Genomic DNA, 16,015 nt, shown 5'->3' with positions numbered 1-16,015 from the left:
ATGAGCCGTCACAAGTCCAAAGCCATTCCCGGCCGCAATCTGCGGCTGGCCGACCAGATCCAGAAGGATCTGGCCGGGATCATCCAGCGCGAAATCGACACGAAACGCGCTGGACTGATCACGATTTCGGGTGTGGAACTGTCGACCGACTACGCGCATGCCAAGGTGTGGTTCACGGTTTTGGGCGCCGAGCCCGAAGCCGCCACCACCTTGCTGAACGAGAAGGCCGGCTGGCTGCATTCGCAGCTCTACAAGCTTCTGCACATCCACACCGTCCCCACTTTGCGCTTCTTCCACGACGAGCAAGTCGCCCGTGGCATCGAAATGTCGATCCTCATCGACCGCGCAAACCGCCCCGGCCCGCACTCGGGCGTACCCGACGAGCCTGAAGACAAGTCCTGATCGGGCTGTCGTCACTGCTTCATTTTTTTCCGGATTTCGACGATGGCTAAACGACGCGGGCTTGCGCTCGACGGTGTGCTGTTGCTTGATAAACCTGTGGGTTTGTCGAGCAATCACGCCTTGCAGCGCGCCAAACGCGCCATGGACGCGGCCAAGGCCGGCCATACCGGCACGCTGGACCCTTTTGCCACCGGCCTGCTCGTGTGCTGCATGGGCCGCGCCACCAAAATTTCCGGCGCGATGCTTGACGCCGACAAGGCATATCGCGCTACGCTGCAATTTGGATCGGAAACCGATTCCGGCGACCTGACGGGCAACGTCACCGCGACCGCCGAACCCGGTTTTGTTGTCGAGGAACAGGCGCTGCGCGATGCACTGTCACGTTTCTCGGGCACCATCGAGCAGATTCCGCCGATGTACTCGGCGCTCAAGCGCGACGGCAAGCCGCTGTACGAGTACGCCCGCGCGGGCATCGAGCTGGAGCGGGCGCCGCGCAAGATCACGATATACCGCATCGAGCTGTTGTCCCTGACCGGGACGCAGGCAGAGATCGATGTGGCTTGCAGTAAAGGCACATACATCCGAACACTGGCCCAGGACATCGGGCGCGTGCTGGGCTGTTTCGCCCACCTGACGGCGCTGCGGCGCACGCACGTCGGGCCCTTCTCTCTGGAACGCGCCGTTGAACTGGAAGCCTTGCAGGCCATGCCAGACCCCAAGCAGGCATTGCTTGCACTGAACGAATTGCCGGAGGGCTTGCTGCCCTCCACCCTGACCTTAAAGGACTCGCTATGACTCGCGCCTTGCGCAACGTCGCCATCATCGCCCACGTTGACCACGGAAAAACCACCCTGGTCGACCAGCTGCTGCGCCAATCCGGCACTTTCCGCGAAAACCAGGCGCTGACCGAACGGGTCATGGACTCGAACGACCTGGAAAAGGAACGTGGCATCACGATTCTGGCCAAGAACTGTGCCGTTGAGTACGAAGGCACCCACATCAACATCGTCGACACCCCGGGCCACGCCGACTTCGGCGGTGAAGTCGAGCGCGTGCTGTCCATGGTCGACGGCGTGCTGCTGCTGGTTGACGCGGTCGAAGGCCCGATGCCCCAGACCATTTTCGTGACCCGCAAGGCTCTGGCCCTGGGCCTGAAGCCGATCGTCGTGGTCAACAAGGTCGACCGTCCGGGCGCCCGCACCGATTTCGTCATCAACGCCACGTTCGACCTGTTCGACAAGCTGGGCGCCACCGACGAGCAGCTGGACTTCCCGGTCGTGTACGCATCGGGTCTGTCCGGTTACGCCGGTCTGACGCCGGATGTGCGCGAAGGCGACATGCGTCCCTTGTTCGAAGCAATCCTGCAACACGTGCCGCAGCGCGAGGACGATCCCAACGGCCCGCTGCAGATGCAGATCATTTCGCTGGACTACAACAGCTACGTCGGCAAGATCGGCGTGGGCCGCATCAACCGTGGCCGTATGCGCCCGGGCATGGAAGTGGCCTACAAGTTCGGTCCCGATGGTCAAGGCGGCCGCGGCCGCATCAACCAGGTGCTGAAGTTCCATGGCCTGGAGCGCGTCGTGGTGGACGAAGCCGAAGCCGGCGACATCGTGCTGATCAACGGCATTGAAGACCTGGGCATCGGTTGCACGGTGATGGATCCGGTCAACCAGGAACCGCTGCCGATGCTGCGCATCGACGAACCGACGCTGACCATGAACTTCATGGTGAACACGTCGCCGCTGGCCGGCCGCGAAGGCAAGTTCGTGACCAGCCGCCAGGTGCGCGACCGTCTGGATCGCGAACTGAAGTCCAACGTGGCGCTGCGTGTGCGCGACACGGGCGACGACACGGTTTTCGAAGTGTCGGGCCGTGGCGAACTGCATCTGACCATTCTGCTGGAAACCATGCGCCGCGAAGGCTACGAGCTGGCCGTGTCGCGTCCGCGCGTGGTGTTCAAGGAAATCGACGGCGTGAAGTGCGAGCCGTTCGAGTCGCTGACCGTTGACGTCGAAGACGCGCACCAGGGTGGCGTCATGGAAGAGCTGGGCCGCCGTAAGGGCGACCTGCAGGACATGCAGCCGGACGGCCGTGGCCGTACGCGTCTGGAATACCTGATCCCGGCCCGCGGCCTGATCGGTTTCCAGAACGAATTCCTGACGCTGACGCGCGGCACGGGCCTGATGAGCCACATCTTCCACGAGTACGCGCCGATCAAGGAAGGCTCCATCGGCGAGCGCCGCAACGGCGTGCTGATCAGCCAGGACAACGGCGACGCCGTGGCCTACGCGCTGTGGAAGCTGCAGGATCGCGGCCGCATGTTCGTCAACCCGGGCGATGCGCTGTACGAAGGCATGATCATCGGCATCCACAGCCGTGACAACGACCTGGTCGTGAACCCGATCAAGGGCAAGCAGCTGACCAACGTGCGCGCGTCGGGCACCGACGAAGCCGTGCGCCTGGTTCCGCCGATCCAGATGTCGCTGGAATACGCCGTGGAATTCATCGACGACGACGAACTGGTGGAAATCACCCCGAAGTCGATCCGTCTGCGCAAGCGCTACCTGCTCGAAAACGAGCGCAAGCGCGCCGCGCGCGAAGCCGCGGTCTGAGCTTGAAGGCGGCAGTCGCCGCCTTGTCGCCGGATCAATGAAAAGCCGCGCACCTTCGGGTGCGCGGCTTTTTTTTGTTCTGCAACCACTGCGGCCGCCGGCTACACCCCGCCGTGCTGGTGCCGGTACTCTTGCGTTCGCCCGCCATAGCCATAGGCCGCCGCGCGCGCGTCGATCACATGGACGTACGAGCACTCGTGCAGTTCGCCCAGGATCTCCTGGAACGCGGCATAGACGTCCTTGATGAAACGCGCCTTCTCGGCCTTGGTGTTGGTCTCGTCCGTGACGCTGATGTCCAGGTGGAATGCGTTTTTGCCGTGCTCGGACAAAGGACGCCCGCCGATGAACCAGAGTTCGTGCGGAATGTGCTGCAGCGTGATGGCGATGACGGGCAGCTTTTTACCGAGCACGGACTGGGTCAGCCCGGCGACGGATCCGACGATGCGCTGGTCAATGGCGGCATCGGGTGTGCCGGAACGATGGATGACGATGTGGGGCATGACGGCTCTCCGGTTGGGTAGGTACAGGGCCAGTGTAGAAAGCGCGTTGACATCGGAAAAGCGGGAAATTACGATTCCATCCATCGATTTGGCCGTTGGATAAATCATGAGCGGATTCGACTTGGACCAGCTTCGCACGCTGGTTGCGGTGCTGGACGCGGGCAGCCTGACGGCCGCGGCGCCCAAGGTGTTCCTGTCGCAATCGTCCGTCAGTGAACAGATGCGCAAGCTGGAGGACAGGGCGGGCCAGCCGTTGCTGGTGCGCGGCAAAGCGGGCGTGCGCGCCACGCCGGCCGGTCAGCGACTCCTGGCGCATGCGCGCACGATCCTGGCCCTGAGCGACGAGGCCTACCGCGACCTGCGCGGCGTGGCGCTTCGGGGCGAACTGCGCCTGTGCATCACCGATTACTTCCGGCCGGGGGACGTCGCCCGTCTGCTGCGGCGCCTGAACGAGCAGTATCCGCAGGTGCGGCTACACGTCACCATCATGAAAAGCGGCGCGATCGAAGCGGCTTACGAGCGCGGCGAGTTCGACGTCGGCATATCCATGGTCATCCAGGAGCGGGGCGCAACGCGCGGCCGGGCGGACGGCGCGCTGCTGCGGCGTGAACCGCTGCTGTGGATGGCGGCCGAGGGCGTGACGCCGCCGCCGGCCGAACCCTTGCCGTTGCTGGCGTTGCCGGAAACCTGCGCGCTGCGCCAATTCGTTGAGCGGATGTTGTCGCGCCGCGGCGTACCGTATGCGGTATCGCACGTGGCGTCCGGCGTCGCGGGACTGCAGTTGGCCGTCGCCGCGGGATTGGGCGTTGCGTGCCTGAACGAATCGGCGCTGGGTGCGGGCATGGCGCGGCTGCAGGCGCCCGGCTTGCCGCCGTTGCCATCGGTGGAATTCAGGTTGCTCGCTGCCCGCCCCGGCGAAAGCGAGTTCGTGGGGCTGGCGCGCGAGGCGATCGTCAAGGCGATGACGTAGGCAGCGCCTTGACTGAAGGTTGCGGTGCGTGCGGACAAGCGCGGGCGACGCCCTGTCCGCAGCACGGCCGCCGTGTCAGGCGGGCAGGGAAGGGGCGTACTGTTCGGCGGACATCACCCGTTCATGGAATTCCACGACCTTTCGCACCACCTTGACGGGGTCGTCTTCGATGATGAAAAGATCCAGGTCGTGGGCGGCGATCATGCCGTTGCCGAGCACCTGGTCGCCCAGCCATTCGGCCAGTCCCGACCAGTACTCGCTGCCGACCAGCACGATCGGCGCTGGCGGCACCTTGCCCGTCTGGATGAGCGTCAACGCTTCGAAGAGCTCGTCCAGCGTGCCAAAGCCGCCGGGCATCGCCACGTAGGCGAAGCTGTGCATGAAGAACGCTGCCTTGCGAGGGAAGAAGTACTCGAAGGACAGGCTGATGGTCTGGAATTCGTTGTTGTGGGCTTCGTGCGGCAGGCTGATGTTCAACCCGATGCTCGTGCCTCCTGCTTCAAATGCACCTTTGTTGGCGGCTTCCATGATGCCGGGGCCGCCGCCCGCGATGACTGCGAAGCCAGCTTCTGCCAGCGCCGCGGAGATCGCGATGGTGGTTTCATAGTACGGGGAATTACGGCTGACTCGTGCGCTACCGAAAACGCTGACTGCGGGCCCGATGTGAGCGAGCTTGTCTGCCGCCGTCCTTATCTCTGACATAATCAGCGGAATTTGTTTGCCGGCGGGTGTATCCATATCTGCCTTTGTAACCATGAAAAAAACGCTATTACTGGTCGACGGTTCAAGTTACTTGTACCGCGCTTTCCACGCTATGCCCGATTTGCGCAACGCGCAAGGCGAACCGACAGGCGCGCTTTACGGCGTGGTCAATATGCTGCGCAAGCTTGTATCTGACCATAAGGCAGAGTATGCCGCATGTATCTTCGATGCTCGCGGCAAGACGTTTCGGGACGATCTGTATCCGGAATACAAGTCGCACCGTCCCCCTATGCCTGAGGACCTGGCAGCACAAATCGATCCCATCCACCGCGCGGTGCGCGCCCTGGGCTGGCCTGTGCTGGCGATCGAAGGCGTCGAGGCGGATGACGTCATTGGCACGTTGGCACATCGTGCCGCGCAGCATGACGTTCACACCATCGTCTCTACGGGCGACAAGGACCTGGCGCAACTGGTCAACAGCCACGTCACGCTCGTCAACACCATGAGCGGCGAGGTCCTGGACGAAGCCGGCGTCGTGAACAAGTTTGGCGTGCCTCCCGAGCGTATCGTCGACTACCTGATGCTGGTGGGCGACACGGTCGACAACGTCCCGGGCGTCACCAAGGTCGGGCCCAAGACGGCCGCCAAATGGATTACGGAATTCGGCTCGATTGACAAGCTGATCGAAGGCGCCGATGGCATCAAGGGCGTGGCCGGCAACAACCTGCGCGAAGCCATCCCCAATTTCCCGTTGACGCGCCAACTGCTCACGGTCAAGTGCGATTGCGATCTGACCGGCCACATCGACAGCGTGGACGACCTGACGCCGCGTCCGCGCGACGACGCCACGCTGACCGAACTGTACGAACGCTACGGCTTCCGCACGTGGCTGCGCGACCTGACCGGTGATGTCGAGCGCGTGCCCACGGGCGATGCGCGCGTCGCGCACGAGGCGCCCGCCGCGCCCGCCACGCTGGATTACCGCATCATTTCCGACTGGGCCGCGTTCGACGCCTGGATGGAACTGATGCAGCAGGCATCGCTGGTTGCGCTGGACACCGAGACGACGTCGCTGGACGAGATGCAGGCCCGGCTGGTGGGCTTGTCGATGTCGGTGGCGCCCGGCGTGGCCTGCTACATCCCGGTCGCGCACCGGGGGCCGGACGGTGCGGTCCAGTTGCCCAAGGATGAAGTGCTGGCCCGTTTGAAGCCCTGGCTGGAAGACGCGGCGCGCGCCAAGCTGCTGCACCACGCCAAGTACGACACGCACGTGTTCGCCAACGAAGGTATCCGCCTGGCCGGCGCCGCCGAAGACACGATGCTGCAGGCCTACGTGCTGGAATCGCATCGCGGCGTGGGCCTGAACGATCTGGCGCAGCGTTATCTGGGACGCAGCGGCGTGTCCTACGAGGACCTCTGCGGCAAGGGCGCCAAGCAGATCGGGTTTGACGAAGTGGCGGTGGACAAGGCCGGGCATTACGCGGCCGAAGACGCCGATTTCACGCTGCAACTGCATCAGGTGCTGCGTCCGATGGTCGCCGCCGACGAAGGGCTGGAACGTATCTATCGCCTGGAAATGCAGGTGTCCGGCGTGCTGACCACCATCGAACGCAACGGCGTGAAGGTCGATGCCGCCGAACTGGGCCGCCAGAGCAACAAGCTGGGCCAGGAGATGCTGCAGCTCGAGCAAAAGGCCTATGAACTCGCCGGCCAGCCGTTCAACCTCAACTCCCCCAAGCAGCTTGGCGAAATCCTGTTCGGCCGCATGCAGCTGCCGGTGGTGCGCAAGACCGCGAGCGGCGCGCCCTCCACGGACGAGGAAGTGCTGAGCAAGCTGGCGCTGGACTATCCACTGCCGCAGGTGCTGCTGGACTACCGCGGGCTGTCCAAGCTGAAGTCCACCTACACGGACAAGCTGCCGCGCATGATCAACCCGGCGACCGGGCGGGTGCATACGCACTATTCGCAGGCCGCCGTCATCACCGGGCGTCTGGCGTCGTCGGATCCCAACCTGCAGAACATTCCGGTCCGCACCGAGGCCGGGCGTCGGGTGCGCGAGGCGTTCATCGCCGAGCGCGGCCTGCTGTTGTCCGCAGACTATTCGCAGATCGAGTTGCGCATCATGGCGCACGTTTCGGACGACGCGAATCTGCAAAGCGCCTTCGCGGCGGGCGAAGACATCCACCGCGCCACCGCATCCGAAGTATTCGGCGTGCCGCTGGACGCCGTGACCACCGATCAGCGCCGTGCCGCCAAGGCCATCAACTTCGGCCTGATCTACGGCATGGGCGTGTTCGGCCTGGCGTCCAACCTGGGCATCACGCGCGACGCCGCGCAGGCTTACATCGACCGCTACTTTGCGCGCTATCCCGGCGTGGCCATGTACATGGACGACACGCGGCGCCTGGCGCGCGAGCAGGGCTACGTGGAAACCGTCTTTGGACGGCGGCTGCAGTTGCCGGAAATCCGCGGCGCCTCGGGGCCGCGCAGGCAGGGCGCCGAGCGGGCGGCCATCAATGCGCCCATGCAGGGCACCGCGGCCGACCTCATCAAGATGGCCATGGTGGCGGTGCAGGACTGGCTCGACACCGAGAAGCTGCAGACGCGCATGATCATGCAGGTGCACGACGAACTGGTGATGGAAGCGCCGGACGAGGAGCTGGATCTGGTCAAGGAGGCGCTGCCGCGCCTGATGTGCAACGTGGCGACGCTGCGTGTGCCGCTGGTTGCGGAAGTGGGCATGGGCAAGAACTGGGAACAGGCGCACTAAAGGGACAGAGCGCCCCGGGCCGTCTTCGGACGGCCCATTTCCGGTTTTTGGATTGCAACAATATAATGTTGCGCTTCCCCCGCCTGATCTTTTCCCCCCTCCATGTTGCTGCTCTGGGTTTTGCTCGCCACCATTACCGGCGGCCTTATTGCTGTCCTCATCGCGAGCTGGCTCGCGTACAAGGTCTTTGCCAAATACCTGCATCACATGGTGAGTCTGTCGGTGGGCGTGCTGCTGTCGGTCGCGCTGCTGCACCTGCTGCCCGAAGCGTTCGAGACCGGCGTTGGCAACGCGCATGTGCTCTTCGGGCTGATGCTGGCGTCGCTGATCGGGTTCTTCGTGCTGGAGAAGATTGCGCTGCTGCGCCACAGCCATCACCACGAAGGCGACGGCCATCACCACCACAAGGGACACGACCGGCACGAGGCGGGGCGCGGCGGGATGCTCATCCTGATCGGCAGCTCGCTGCACAACCTGTGCGATGGCGTGCTGATCGCCGCGGCGTTTCTCACCGATCCGCTGTTGGGGGTGCTGACCGCGGCGTCGATCATCATCCACGAGATACCGCACAAGCTGGGCGACTTCGTCGTTCTGATCAATGCCGGCCTGCGCCGCCGCCGGGCCTTCGCGCTGATTCTCTTTACCAGCTTGTGTTCAGCGGTCGGCGGCATAATAGGCTACTTCGTGCTGCAGCAGGCGCAGGACTGGACGCCGTACATTCTGGTGGTTGCCGCCAGCAGCTTCCTGTATATCTCGGTGGCCGACCTGATGCCGCAGATGCACGAGCGGGTATCCCTGTCCGATGCCGTCCCGCAATTGCTGCTGGTCGGTGTGGGTGTGGCGCTGATCTACAGCGTGACGACCCTGATGCACCACGGGCACGACCATGGCGGCCATGACCATGGCGCGCCGCATGCGGAGCACGGCCACCAGCACTAGCGCTGGCACGGCGGTAGGGATGGCCGGCTTTCGTCGACCCCAACCAAGGAGTTCTCCATGAGTTTTTCCACCGCCGCAGGCAATGTCGCCCCCACCGTGATCCACACGGACACGCAGGGCCTCGTCCATGGGGATTTCCAGCTACCCGTCACGGGTGGCCCCATCGATGCCTACTACGCGGCGCCCGAGGGCAAGCGCGATCTGCCGATCGTGCTGGTGATCCAGGAAATCTTTGGTGTGCATGAACACATCAAGGACATCTGCCGCCGGGTCGCCAAGGCCGGCTATCTGGCCGTCGCTTGCGATCTTTATCAGCGCCAGGGCGACGCATCCTCCTACACCGACATCCCGAAGCTCATTTCCGAACTCGTCAGCAAGGTCCCGGACGAACAGGTGTTTGGCGACTTGGACGCCAGCGTCGCCTGGGCCGCCGCCAATGGCGGGGACCCGCGCCGGGTGGCGGTGACGGGTTTCTGCTGGGGCGGGCGCCTGACGTGGATGTACGCCGCGCACAATCCCGACGTGAAGGCGGGCGTCGCCTGGTACGGCAAGCTCAGCGTGGGCCACGGGCCGCTCATCAAGCGCGTGGCGCTGGATGTGACGAACGAGCTGCACGGTCCCGTCCTGGGCCTGTACGGCGGGCGCGACGCCAGCATTCCGCTGTCTGATGTGGAAGCCATGAAGACGAAGCTGGCCGCCGGCAACGCTGCGGCGAAGCAGTCCGACATCGTGGTGTATCCCGAGGCCGATCATGCGTTCCTGGCGGATTACCGCGCCAGTTATCACCCGGAGGCCGCGAAGGATGGCTGGGCGCGGATGCTGGAGTGGTTCAAGCGGTATTTGTGAAGCGGGACGGGCGAGCCACGAAAGTTGCCCACCGGATGTGAGCTTCGCAGAAGAAAGCCGACCCGCGGGTCGGCTTTTTCATGCGGGGCCGCCCCCTCGGGGGGCAGCAAGCGTGCGAAGCGTGCGCGGCGTGGAGGCTATTAATTCCCCGCTTCGCGCAAACGGCTGGGCAAGAGCTCGCCGTGGCGTGCCAGCAAGGGGTACGCCGCCGCGCCCACCAGATGCGAGTTGATGCCCTTCATATCCCGCAGGATGTCCAGATACAACGCGCCGACTTCCGCCGCGTCGACCTGGCCCGACTTGATCTTCTGCAGGTGCGTGTCGGCCGCCTGGGTTTCGATCGTGCGGAAACGCGCCTTTTCGCCGGCCAGCGAACGCGCCTGGCGCAGGTCGTCGTTCACGAAAAGGGCGGCGGCGGTGCGCTGGTTGGCGATGAGCTGGCCCAGCGTGTCGTCCAGGCTGGCGCGTTGCTCGGGCGAGAACGTCCATCCCTGTTTACGCAACTTGGCGACGTGGCTGAGCAGCCCGTGATGGGCGATATCGCCAGCGTGTCCGATGTTGCTGGTGAAGGCCAGGATGTCGTCGAGCCGCTGGATGTCGTCGCGGGTCATGTTTTCCTGGTCCAGCGTCGCCAGATACGTCGTGATGGCGTTTTCCAGCTTGTCCAGCGCGCCGTCGAGCTGGCGCGCCTGCACCATGCGGTGGCGGTTGTCGCGCTTGAAGCCCGCCCGCGCGTAGAGCAGCAGCGTCTGCAGCATGTCTGCCATCCGCAGGGCTTCGCGCGCGGCGTTGCCCAGCGCCACGGCCGGCACGTCGTGCGCCCATTCGTCCAGGTATTGGGGCCGCGACGGGTCGTTCGGGTCGGCGCGTTTGGGCAGCCAGCGGGTGAGGAGGGCGGCGTACGGCGTCAGGAGCGGCAGGAAGGCCAGGGCAATGACCACATTGAACAAGGTGTGGAAGTTGGCGACCGCGCGGGCGGGGTCGCGCGCCAGGTCGCTCATCCAGGGCTGCAGGAGCGGCAGCAGCAGCAGGCCGGCCAGCACGCCCAGCACCCGTGTCAGCAAATTGCCCAGCGGCAGGCGGCGGGCGGCGGGGTCGTCGCCGGTCACGCCTTCGATCATCGGGTTGATTGCCGTGCCCAGGTTGGCGCCCAGCACCAGCGCAAATGCCACATGCGGCGCCACCATGTTGTGGCTGGCCAGCGACATCACCAGCACCACCACGGCCACGCTGGAGTGCGCCGCCCAGGTGAATGCCGCGGACAGCAGCACCGCAGCGACGGGCTGGGTCCCCAGCGCGTCCAGGACCATGCCCAGCATGGGCGCGGTCTGGAAAGGGGCAAAGAGTTCGACGAGCTGGTGCAGCGACAGCAGCAACAGGCCCAGGCCGATGAAGACCCGGCCCAGGTCGCGGGTGCGGCCCGGCGGGTAGCGCCGGAACATCCAGACGCCGGCAAGGATCAGGATCGGCGCAAGTTCGGTCAGGTCGAAGGACAGCAGCTGGACGATCAGCGTGGTGCCGACGTTGGCGCCCAGCATGGCCGCCAACGCGGGCACCAGGCCGACGACGCCGCCCGCGGCAAAGCCGGTGATCATCAAGCCGGTGGCGGTGCTGCTCTGCAATGCGGCCGTGATGCCCAGGCCGGCAAAGAATGCCCGCAGCCGCGTGCCAAGGGCGCGCCCCAGCGCCGCGCCCAGTGCCGCACCAAACGCGCGTTGGACGCCCGTTTGCACCATGTGCACGCCCCAAAGCAGCAGCGCCACGTAGCCGGCGAAGTCAAGCAGGGTAATGAGTCCAGACATCCAGGCGTTTTTCCGTTCTTTTTATGACAAGTAATAATTCTGTAATGATCGCATGCCCCGCCGGGCTTTGACACCCGGCGCGAAGATACAGGATACGCCCGGCGGGGCTTTGCTGCGTGCGCCCGGGGCTACGCGTATCATTGCCTGATCATTTGTGGATGTCTTGGAGTTTGGCGTGGCCGTTTCCGTTTTCGATCTGTTCAAGGTGGGTATCGGCCCGTCAAGTTCCCATACCGTGGGTCCGATGCGGGCGGCGCTGCTGTTCGCCCAGGGGCTGGAGCGTGACGGCCTGATTCCGCGGGTCGCCAGCGTGCGGGCCGAACTGTACGGATCGTTGGGCGCCACCGGCAAGGGCCACGGCACCGACAAGGGCGTGCTGCTGGGCCTGATGGGCGAGGCGCCCGACACCGTCGATCCGGCTGCCATCGCCGGCATGGTCGCGTCCGTACGCGCCAGCCGCCAACTGCCGTTGCTGGGCAAGTACCCGCTGCCCTTCGTGGAAAAGGAACACCTGATGTTCTACCGCCGCGAAGCCATGGCCGAACACCCCAATGGCATGAAATTCCACGCCTTCGACGCCGACGGCCAGATCCTGCGCGAGGCGCGCTACCTGTCGGTGGGCGGGGGCTTCGTCGTCACGGCGGGCGCGTCCAACAGCCAGGTCATCGCCGCGCACGATCAGTTGCCGTACCCGTTCCGCATGGGACGCGAGCTCTTGGCCATGTGCCAGGAAAACGGCATGACCGTCGCGCAGATCATGATGCAGAACGAGCTGACCTGGCGCGAAGCCTCGGAGGTCAACGCCGGGCTGGACCGGATCTGGCAGGTGATGCAGGACTGCGTGGCGCGCGGCTGTGGCATCAACTATCCGGAGGCGGACGGCGAGCTGCCCGGTCCGCTGCGCGTGCGCCGCCGTGCCCCGGAGCTGTACCGCAATCTCACGCAGCGCGCCGAGCGCACGCTGTCCGACCCGCTGTCCGTCATGGACTGGGTGAACCTGTACGCGATGGCCGTCAACGAAGAGAACGCCGCGGGCGGCCGCGTGGTCACCGCGCCGACCAACGGCGCGGCGGGCATCATCCCGGCGGTGCTGCACTATTACGATCGCTTCGTGCCGGGCGCCAACCGCGATGGCGTGCGCGACTTCCTGCTGACCGCGGCCGCGATCGGGCTGCTGTACAAGTACAACGCGTCGCTGTCGGGCGCGGAAGTGGGCTGTCAGGGTGAGGTCGGCGTGGCCTGTTCCATGGCGGCCGGCGGATTAGCGGCGGCGCTGGGCGGGTCGGTGGAGCAGGTGGAAAATGCGGCCGAGATCGGCATGGAGCACAACCTCGGCTTGACCTGCGACCCGGTCGGTGGACTGGTGCAGATTCCCTGTATCGAGCGCAACGCCATGGCCTCGGTCAAGGCCGTCAACGCCGCCCGCATGGCGCTGCGCGGCGACGGCCAGCATTATGTGTCGCTGGACTCGGTCATCAAGACCATGCGCGAAACCGGCGCCGACATGAAGACCAAGTACAAGGAAACGGCGCGAGGCGGTCTGGCGGTGAATATCGTCGAGTGCTGAGCGCGGCCTGGGTGGCGGCCTCCCATCCACGCACTTGTGCTTGATACGTACGCAAAAAAGCCCGCCGAAGCGGGCTTTTTTGCGGCCAATGGCCGGGGCCGGTCAGATCACGCGCGCATTCTGCAGCGCGGCGATGCGGGCCGGGATCGGCGGGTGCGAGGCGAACATGGCCGCCAGGCCGCCCTTGCCGGTGATGCCGGACGCTTCGAACGACTTGGGCAGTTCGCCCGGTTCCAGGCCGCCCAGGCGGGCAAGGGCGCGGATCATCGGTTCGCGGGCGCCCATCAGGTGGGCCGAGCCGGCGTCGGCGCGGTATTCGCGCTGGCGCGAGAACCAGGCCACGATGATCGAAGCCAGGACGCCGAAGATGATTTCACAGACCAGCACCGTGACGAAGTAGCCCGGGCCGATGCCGCGTTCGTTCTTGAACACGACGCGGTCGATGAAGTAGCCGACCACGCGCGCCAGGAAGATGACGAAGGTGTTCACCACGCCCTGGATCAGGGTCAGGGTGACCATGTCGCCGTTGGCGATGTGCGCGACTTCGTGCGCCAGCACGGCTGCGACTTCCTCTTCGGACATGCTTTCCAGGAGGCCCGTCGACACGGCGACCAGCGAGTCGTTCTTGAACGCGCCGGTGGCAAACGCGTTGGGGGCGCCTTCGTAGATGGCGACTTCGGGGCGGCCGATGCCGGCGCGGTCGGCCAGTTGGTGGACCGTGTCAACCAGCCAGGCTTCCCGCTGGTTGCGGGGCGCGTTGGGATCCAGCACTTGCGCGCCGGTGCTCCACTTGGCCATCGGCTTGCTCATGAGGAGCGAAATGATGGCGCCGGTGAAGCCGACCACGACCGAGAAGATCAGGAGCGCGTTGAAGTTGATCCCGTTGGCCGTGATGACACGGTCCACGCCCAGGATGCGCAGCGTGGCCGACAGCACGAGCATGACGGCCAGGTTGGTGATGACGAACAGAACAATGCGTTTCATGTTTTTTTATTCCTCTGCGAGCGGCAAATACCCGGATTTCGACATCGCGGGGCCTCGCCAGTTCCCCGACTCGCCGGCTCCGCTCCGGGTGACGGAGAGTATAGTATCGCTTTCCCTTATTCCATCCCCCCCTTTTCCCTTAGCGTAGACCCGCATGCAGGCACTTTGGATGTTGGTGGCGTCCGCCATGTTCGCCATCATGGGGTCGTTCGTGAAGCTCGGCACCGAACACGGCGCGTCGCTGCCGCAGGTCGTGCTCTTTCGCGGCCTGCCGTCGGTGATCCTGCTGCTGATCTGGGCGCGCGCCGGCCGCCAGTCCATCATTCCCACGAGCTGGAAGCTGCACATCTGGCGCAATCTGTCCGGCGTCACATCGATGTGGCTGGGCTTTTTTGCCATCTCCCATCTGCCTTTGGCCACGGCCACCAGCCTGAACTACACGGCGCCGCTGTTCATCGCCTGTTGGATGCTGGGGTGGGGCGGGGCGCAGCGCGATCCGGTGCGGATCCTGGCCGTGGCGCTGGGGTTCATGGGCGTCATTGCCGTGCTGCGGCCCAGCATCAACGAAGACCAGTGGCTTGCCGCCCTGCTCGGCATGGGGGCGGGCGCCATGTCCGCCATCGCGATGATGCAGATCCGCCAGCTGGGCCGCATCGGCGAACCCGAATGGCGCACGGTGCTGTTCTTCTCGGTCGCGGTGTGCGCGTCCAGCGGCGCCGGACTGGCGTTTGAAGGCTGGGGCTATGCGGACTGGACCGGTTATCTTTCGCTGCTGGGCGTGGGCGTCGCGGGGCTGTTTGGCCAGTTGGCCATGACCCGGGCGTTCGGCATGGGGTCGGCGCTGCTGACCGCCGCCCTGCAGTACAGCACCATCATTTTTGCGGCGCTGATCGGCATGGGCTTCTGGGGCGACCATTTGGACGTCGTGGCCTGGGCCGGCATGGGCCTCATCATCTTCGCGGGCCTGCTGTCGGTGTGGCGCACCATGCGCGATCCCAAGCCGGTCTGAACCCAGCATCCGCCGAATTCCACAGGAGCCCCCTCGCATGACGACGACCCTGATCTCCGCCGCTGACCTGGCCGCGCGTTTGGATACGCCCGACGTGCGCGTGTTCGACGTGCGCCACGATTTGACCAACCACGCGGCGGGCCGCCAGGCCTATGACGCGGGCCACATTCCCGGCGCCCGCTACCTGGATCATGAAACCGAGCTGGCCGCCGCGAAGACGGGCAAGAACGGCCGCCATCCGCTGCCGGACCGCGCCCAGTTCGGCGCGCTGATGGCCGCCCACGGCGTGACCCCCGGCACGCTGGTCGTGGCGTACGACGCCAGCGGCGGCATGTATGCGGCGCATCTGTGGTGGATGCTGCGGTGGCTGGGCCATGACCAGGTCGCTGTGCTGGACGGCGGATGGCAAGCCTGGACGGCCGCTGGCCTGCCCGTCAGCCATGACGCGGCGCCCGCCGTGCAGCCGGGCAAGCCGGTCGAGCCAGGCGCACCGCTGGCCGGCACGGTGGATGCCCAGACGGTGCTGGCCAACATCGCCCAGCCGGCCTTCACCGTGATCGACGCGCGCGCCGCCAATCGCTATCGCGGCGAAGTGGAACCGATGGACCCGGTGGCCGGCCATATCCCCGGCGCGCTGAACCGCCCGAACGGCGAAAATCTGCAGCCGGACGGCCGCTTCAAGTCAGCCGACGCGCTGCGCGCGGAATTCGGGGCGCTTCTGGCGGGGCGCGATCCGGCGTCCATCGTCCACCAGTGCGGCTCGGGCATCACCGCCTGCCACAACCTGCTGTCGATGGAAATCGCCGGCCTGTCCGGTTCCCGCCTGTATCCGGGTTCCTGGAGCGAATGGTGCAGCGATCCCGCCCGGCCGGTGGCCAAGGGCGAATGAACGACAAAAAGCCAGGGCGC

The 16,015-nt window shown here is 65.4% G+C and carries 14 protein-coding genes; 10 read left to right on the top strand and 4 right to left on the bottom strand.

Annotated features, from left to right (window positions below; genetic code table 11):
- From rbfA to typA, 3 genes are read left to right on the top strand one after another with little or no spacing between them, the layout of a single operon-like run.
- Entirely contained in the window at positions 1–402 is a 402-nt protein-coding gene (gene rbfA / locus B2W22_RS18130) for a 30S ribosome-binding factor RbfA (protein WP_175124688.1), read from the top strand.
- A 42-nt stretch (positions 403–444) separates the two neighbouring features.
- Positions 445–1,197: a tRNA pseudouridine(55) synthase TruB gene (truB, locus tag B2W22_RS18125; protein WP_175124687.1), complete on the top strand. Its 753-nt coding sequence runs from the start codon at positions 445–447 to the stop codon at positions 1,195–1,197.
- A complete protein-coding gene (typA, locus tag B2W22_RS18120; protein WP_175124686.1) occupies positions 1,194–3,017 on the top strand; it encodes a translational GTPase TypA in 1,824 nt (607 codons plus the stop codon). Before truB ends, typA begins: the two co-directional genes overlap by 4 nt.
- A gap of 101 nt (positions 3,018–3,118) precedes the next feature.
- Here typA and B2W22_RS18115 read toward each other — a convergent pair whose 3' ends face one another.
- The gene (locus B2W22_RS18115; protein WP_286939054.1) at positions 3,119–3,517 is read right to left on the bottom strand and encodes a tautomerase family protein; all 399 of its coding nucleotides are present in this window, start codon (positions 3,515–3,517) and stop codon (positions 3,119–3,121) included.
- 106 nt (positions 3,518–3,623) lie between these two features.
- On the opposite strand from B2W22_RS18115, the gene B2W22_RS18110 reads away from it, so the two are divergent.
- Complete coding sequence (locus B2W22_RS18110) at positions 3,624–4,487, top strand: LysR family transcriptional regulator (protein ID WP_286939051.1); 864 nt, start codon at positions 3,624–3,626, stop codon at positions 4,485–4,487.
- Positions 4,488–4,562: 75 nt separating this feature from the next.
- On the opposite strand, the gene B2W22_RS18105 is transcribed toward B2W22_RS18110, so the two are convergent.
- A complete protein-coding gene (locus tag B2W22_RS18105) occupies positions 4,563–5,189 on the bottom strand; it encodes a TIGR00730 family Rossman fold protein (protein WP_175137516.1) in 627 nt (208 codons plus the stop codon).
- 52 nt (positions 5,190–5,241) lie between these two features.
- Here B2W22_RS18105 and polA point away from each other — a divergent pair, with 52 nt between their 5' ends.
- The 3 genes from polA to B2W22_RS18090 all read left to right on the top strand — a co-directional run bounded on the left by polA (position 5,242) and on the right by B2W22_RS18090 (position 9,744).
- Positions 5,242–7,959 carry a DNA polymerase I gene (gene polA / locus B2W22_RS18100; protein ID WP_175124683.1) on the top strand — a complete coding sequence of 906 codons (2,718 nt, stop codon included), beginning with the start codon at positions 5,242–5,244 and terminating at the stop codon, positions 7,957–7,959.
- Between the two features lie 102 nt (positions 7,960–8,061).
- A complete protein-coding gene (locus tag B2W22_RS18095) occupies positions 8,062–8,898 on the top strand; it encodes a ZIP family metal transporter (protein ID WP_175124682.1) in 837 nt (278 codons plus the stop codon).
- A 57-nt stretch (positions 8,899–8,955) separates the two neighbouring features.
- Positions 8,956–9,744 carry a dienelactone hydrolase family protein gene (locus tag B2W22_RS18090; protein ID WP_175124681.1) on the top strand — a complete coding sequence of 263 codons (789 nt, stop codon included), beginning with the start codon at positions 8,956–8,958 and terminating at the stop codon, positions 9,742–9,744.
- A 140-nt stretch (positions 9,745–9,884) separates the two neighbouring features.
- Here B2W22_RS18090 and B2W22_RS18085 read toward each other — a convergent pair whose 3' ends face one another.
- Positions 9,885–11,546 (bottom strand): Na/Pi cotransporter family protein, encoded by a 1,662-nt coding sequence (locus B2W22_RS18085; RefSeq protein WP_286939050.1) that lies wholly within the window; start codon positions 11,544–11,546, stop codon positions 9,885–9,887.
- 175 nt (positions 11,547–11,721) lie between these two features.
- Here B2W22_RS18085 and B2W22_RS18080 point away from each other — a divergent pair, with 175 nt between their 5' ends.
- Positions 11,722–13,113, top strand: a complete 1,392-nt coding sequence (locus B2W22_RS18080) for an L-serine ammonia-lyase (RefSeq protein ID WP_286939048.1) — start codon at positions 11,722–11,724, stop codon at positions 13,111–13,113.
- A gap of 102 nt (positions 13,114–13,215) precedes the next feature.
- On the opposite strand, the gene htpX is transcribed toward B2W22_RS18080, so the two are convergent.
- Positions 13,216–14,097: a protease HtpX gene (gene htpX, locus B2W22_RS18075; protein WP_056567464.1), complete on the bottom strand. Its 882-nt coding sequence runs from the start codon at positions 14,095–14,097 to the stop codon at positions 13,216–13,218.
- A gap of 154 nt (positions 14,098–14,251) precedes the next feature.
- Here htpX and B2W22_RS18070 point away from each other — a divergent pair, with 154 nt between their 5' ends.
- Positions 14,252–15,106, top strand: a complete 855-nt coding sequence (locus B2W22_RS18070) for a DMT family transporter (protein ID WP_175124678.1) — start codon at positions 14,252–14,254, stop codon at positions 15,104–15,106.
- 37 nt (positions 15,107–15,143) lie between these two features.
- Positions 15,144–15,995, top strand: coding sequence for a sulfurtransferase (locus B2W22_RS18065; protein ID WP_175184344.1), 852 nt, complete (start codon positions 15,144–15,146; stop codon positions 15,993–15,995).
- Positions 15,996–16,015 lie beyond the last annotated feature (20 nt).

It is taken from the genome of Achromobacter sp. UBA4530, assembly GCF_002388205.1.
Taxonomy (GTDB): Bacteria; Pseudomonadota; Gammaproteobacteria; order Burkholderiales; family Burkholderiaceae_B; genus Achromobacter; species Achromobacter animicus.
This window is presented reverse-complemented; position numbering and strand designations above follow the sequence as displayed.

What these genes read in the sequence shown, in the direction of transcription:
- B2W22_RS18065 (WP_175184344.1), top strand. Translation starts at nt 15,144, where the DNA reads ATGACGACGACCCTGATCTCCGCCGCTGACCTGGCCGCGCGTTTGGAT.
- B2W22_RS18105 (WP_175137516.1), bottom strand. Translation starts at nt 5,189, where the DNA reads ATGTCAGAGATAAGGACGGCGGCAGACAAGCTCGCTCACATCGGGCCC.
- B2W22_RS18085 (WP_286939050.1), bottom strand. Translation starts at nt 11,546, where the DNA reads ATGTCTGGACTCATTACCCTGCTTGACTTCGCCGGCTACGTGGCGCTG.
- B2W22_RS18070 (WP_175124678.1), top strand. Translation starts at nt 14,252, where the DNA reads ATGCAGGCACTTTGGATGTTGGTGGCGTCCGCCATGTTCGCCATCATG.
- B2W22_RS18090 (WP_175124681.1), top strand. Translation starts at nt 8,956, where the DNA reads ATGAGTTTTTCCACCGCCGCAGGCAATGTCGCCCCCACCGTGATCCAC.
- typA (WP_175124686.1), top strand. Translation starts at nt 1,194, where the DNA reads ATGACTCGCGCCTTGCGCAACGTCGCCATCATCGCCCACGTTGACCAC.
- B2W22_RS18110 (WP_286939051.1), top strand. Translation starts at nt 3,624, where the DNA reads ATGAGCGGATTCGACTTGGACCAGCTTCGCACGCTGGTTGCGGTGCTG.
- B2W22_RS18115 (WP_286939054.1), bottom strand. Translation starts at nt 3,517, where the DNA reads ATGCCCCACATCGTCATCCATCGTTCCGGCACACCCGATGCCGCCATT.
- rbfA (WP_175124688.1), top strand. Translation starts at nt 1, where the DNA reads ATGAGCCGTCACAAGTCCAAAGCCATTCCCGGCCGCAATCTGCGGCTG.
- B2W22_RS18095 (WP_175124682.1), top strand. Translation starts at nt 8,062, where the DNA reads ATGTTGCTGCTCTGGGTTTTGCTCGCCACCATTACCGGCGGCCTTATT.
- htpX (WP_056567464.1), bottom strand. Translation starts at nt 14,097, where the DNA reads ATGAAACGCATTGTTCTGTTCGTCATCACCAACCTGGCCGTCATGCTC.
- polA (WP_175124683.1), top strand. Translation starts at nt 5,242, where the DNA reads ATGAAAAAAACGCTATTACTGGTCGACGGTTCAAGTTACTTGTACCGC.
- truB (WP_175124687.1), top strand. Translation starts at nt 445, where the DNA reads ATGGCTAAACGACGCGGGCTTGCGCTCGACGGTGTGCTGTTGCTTGAT.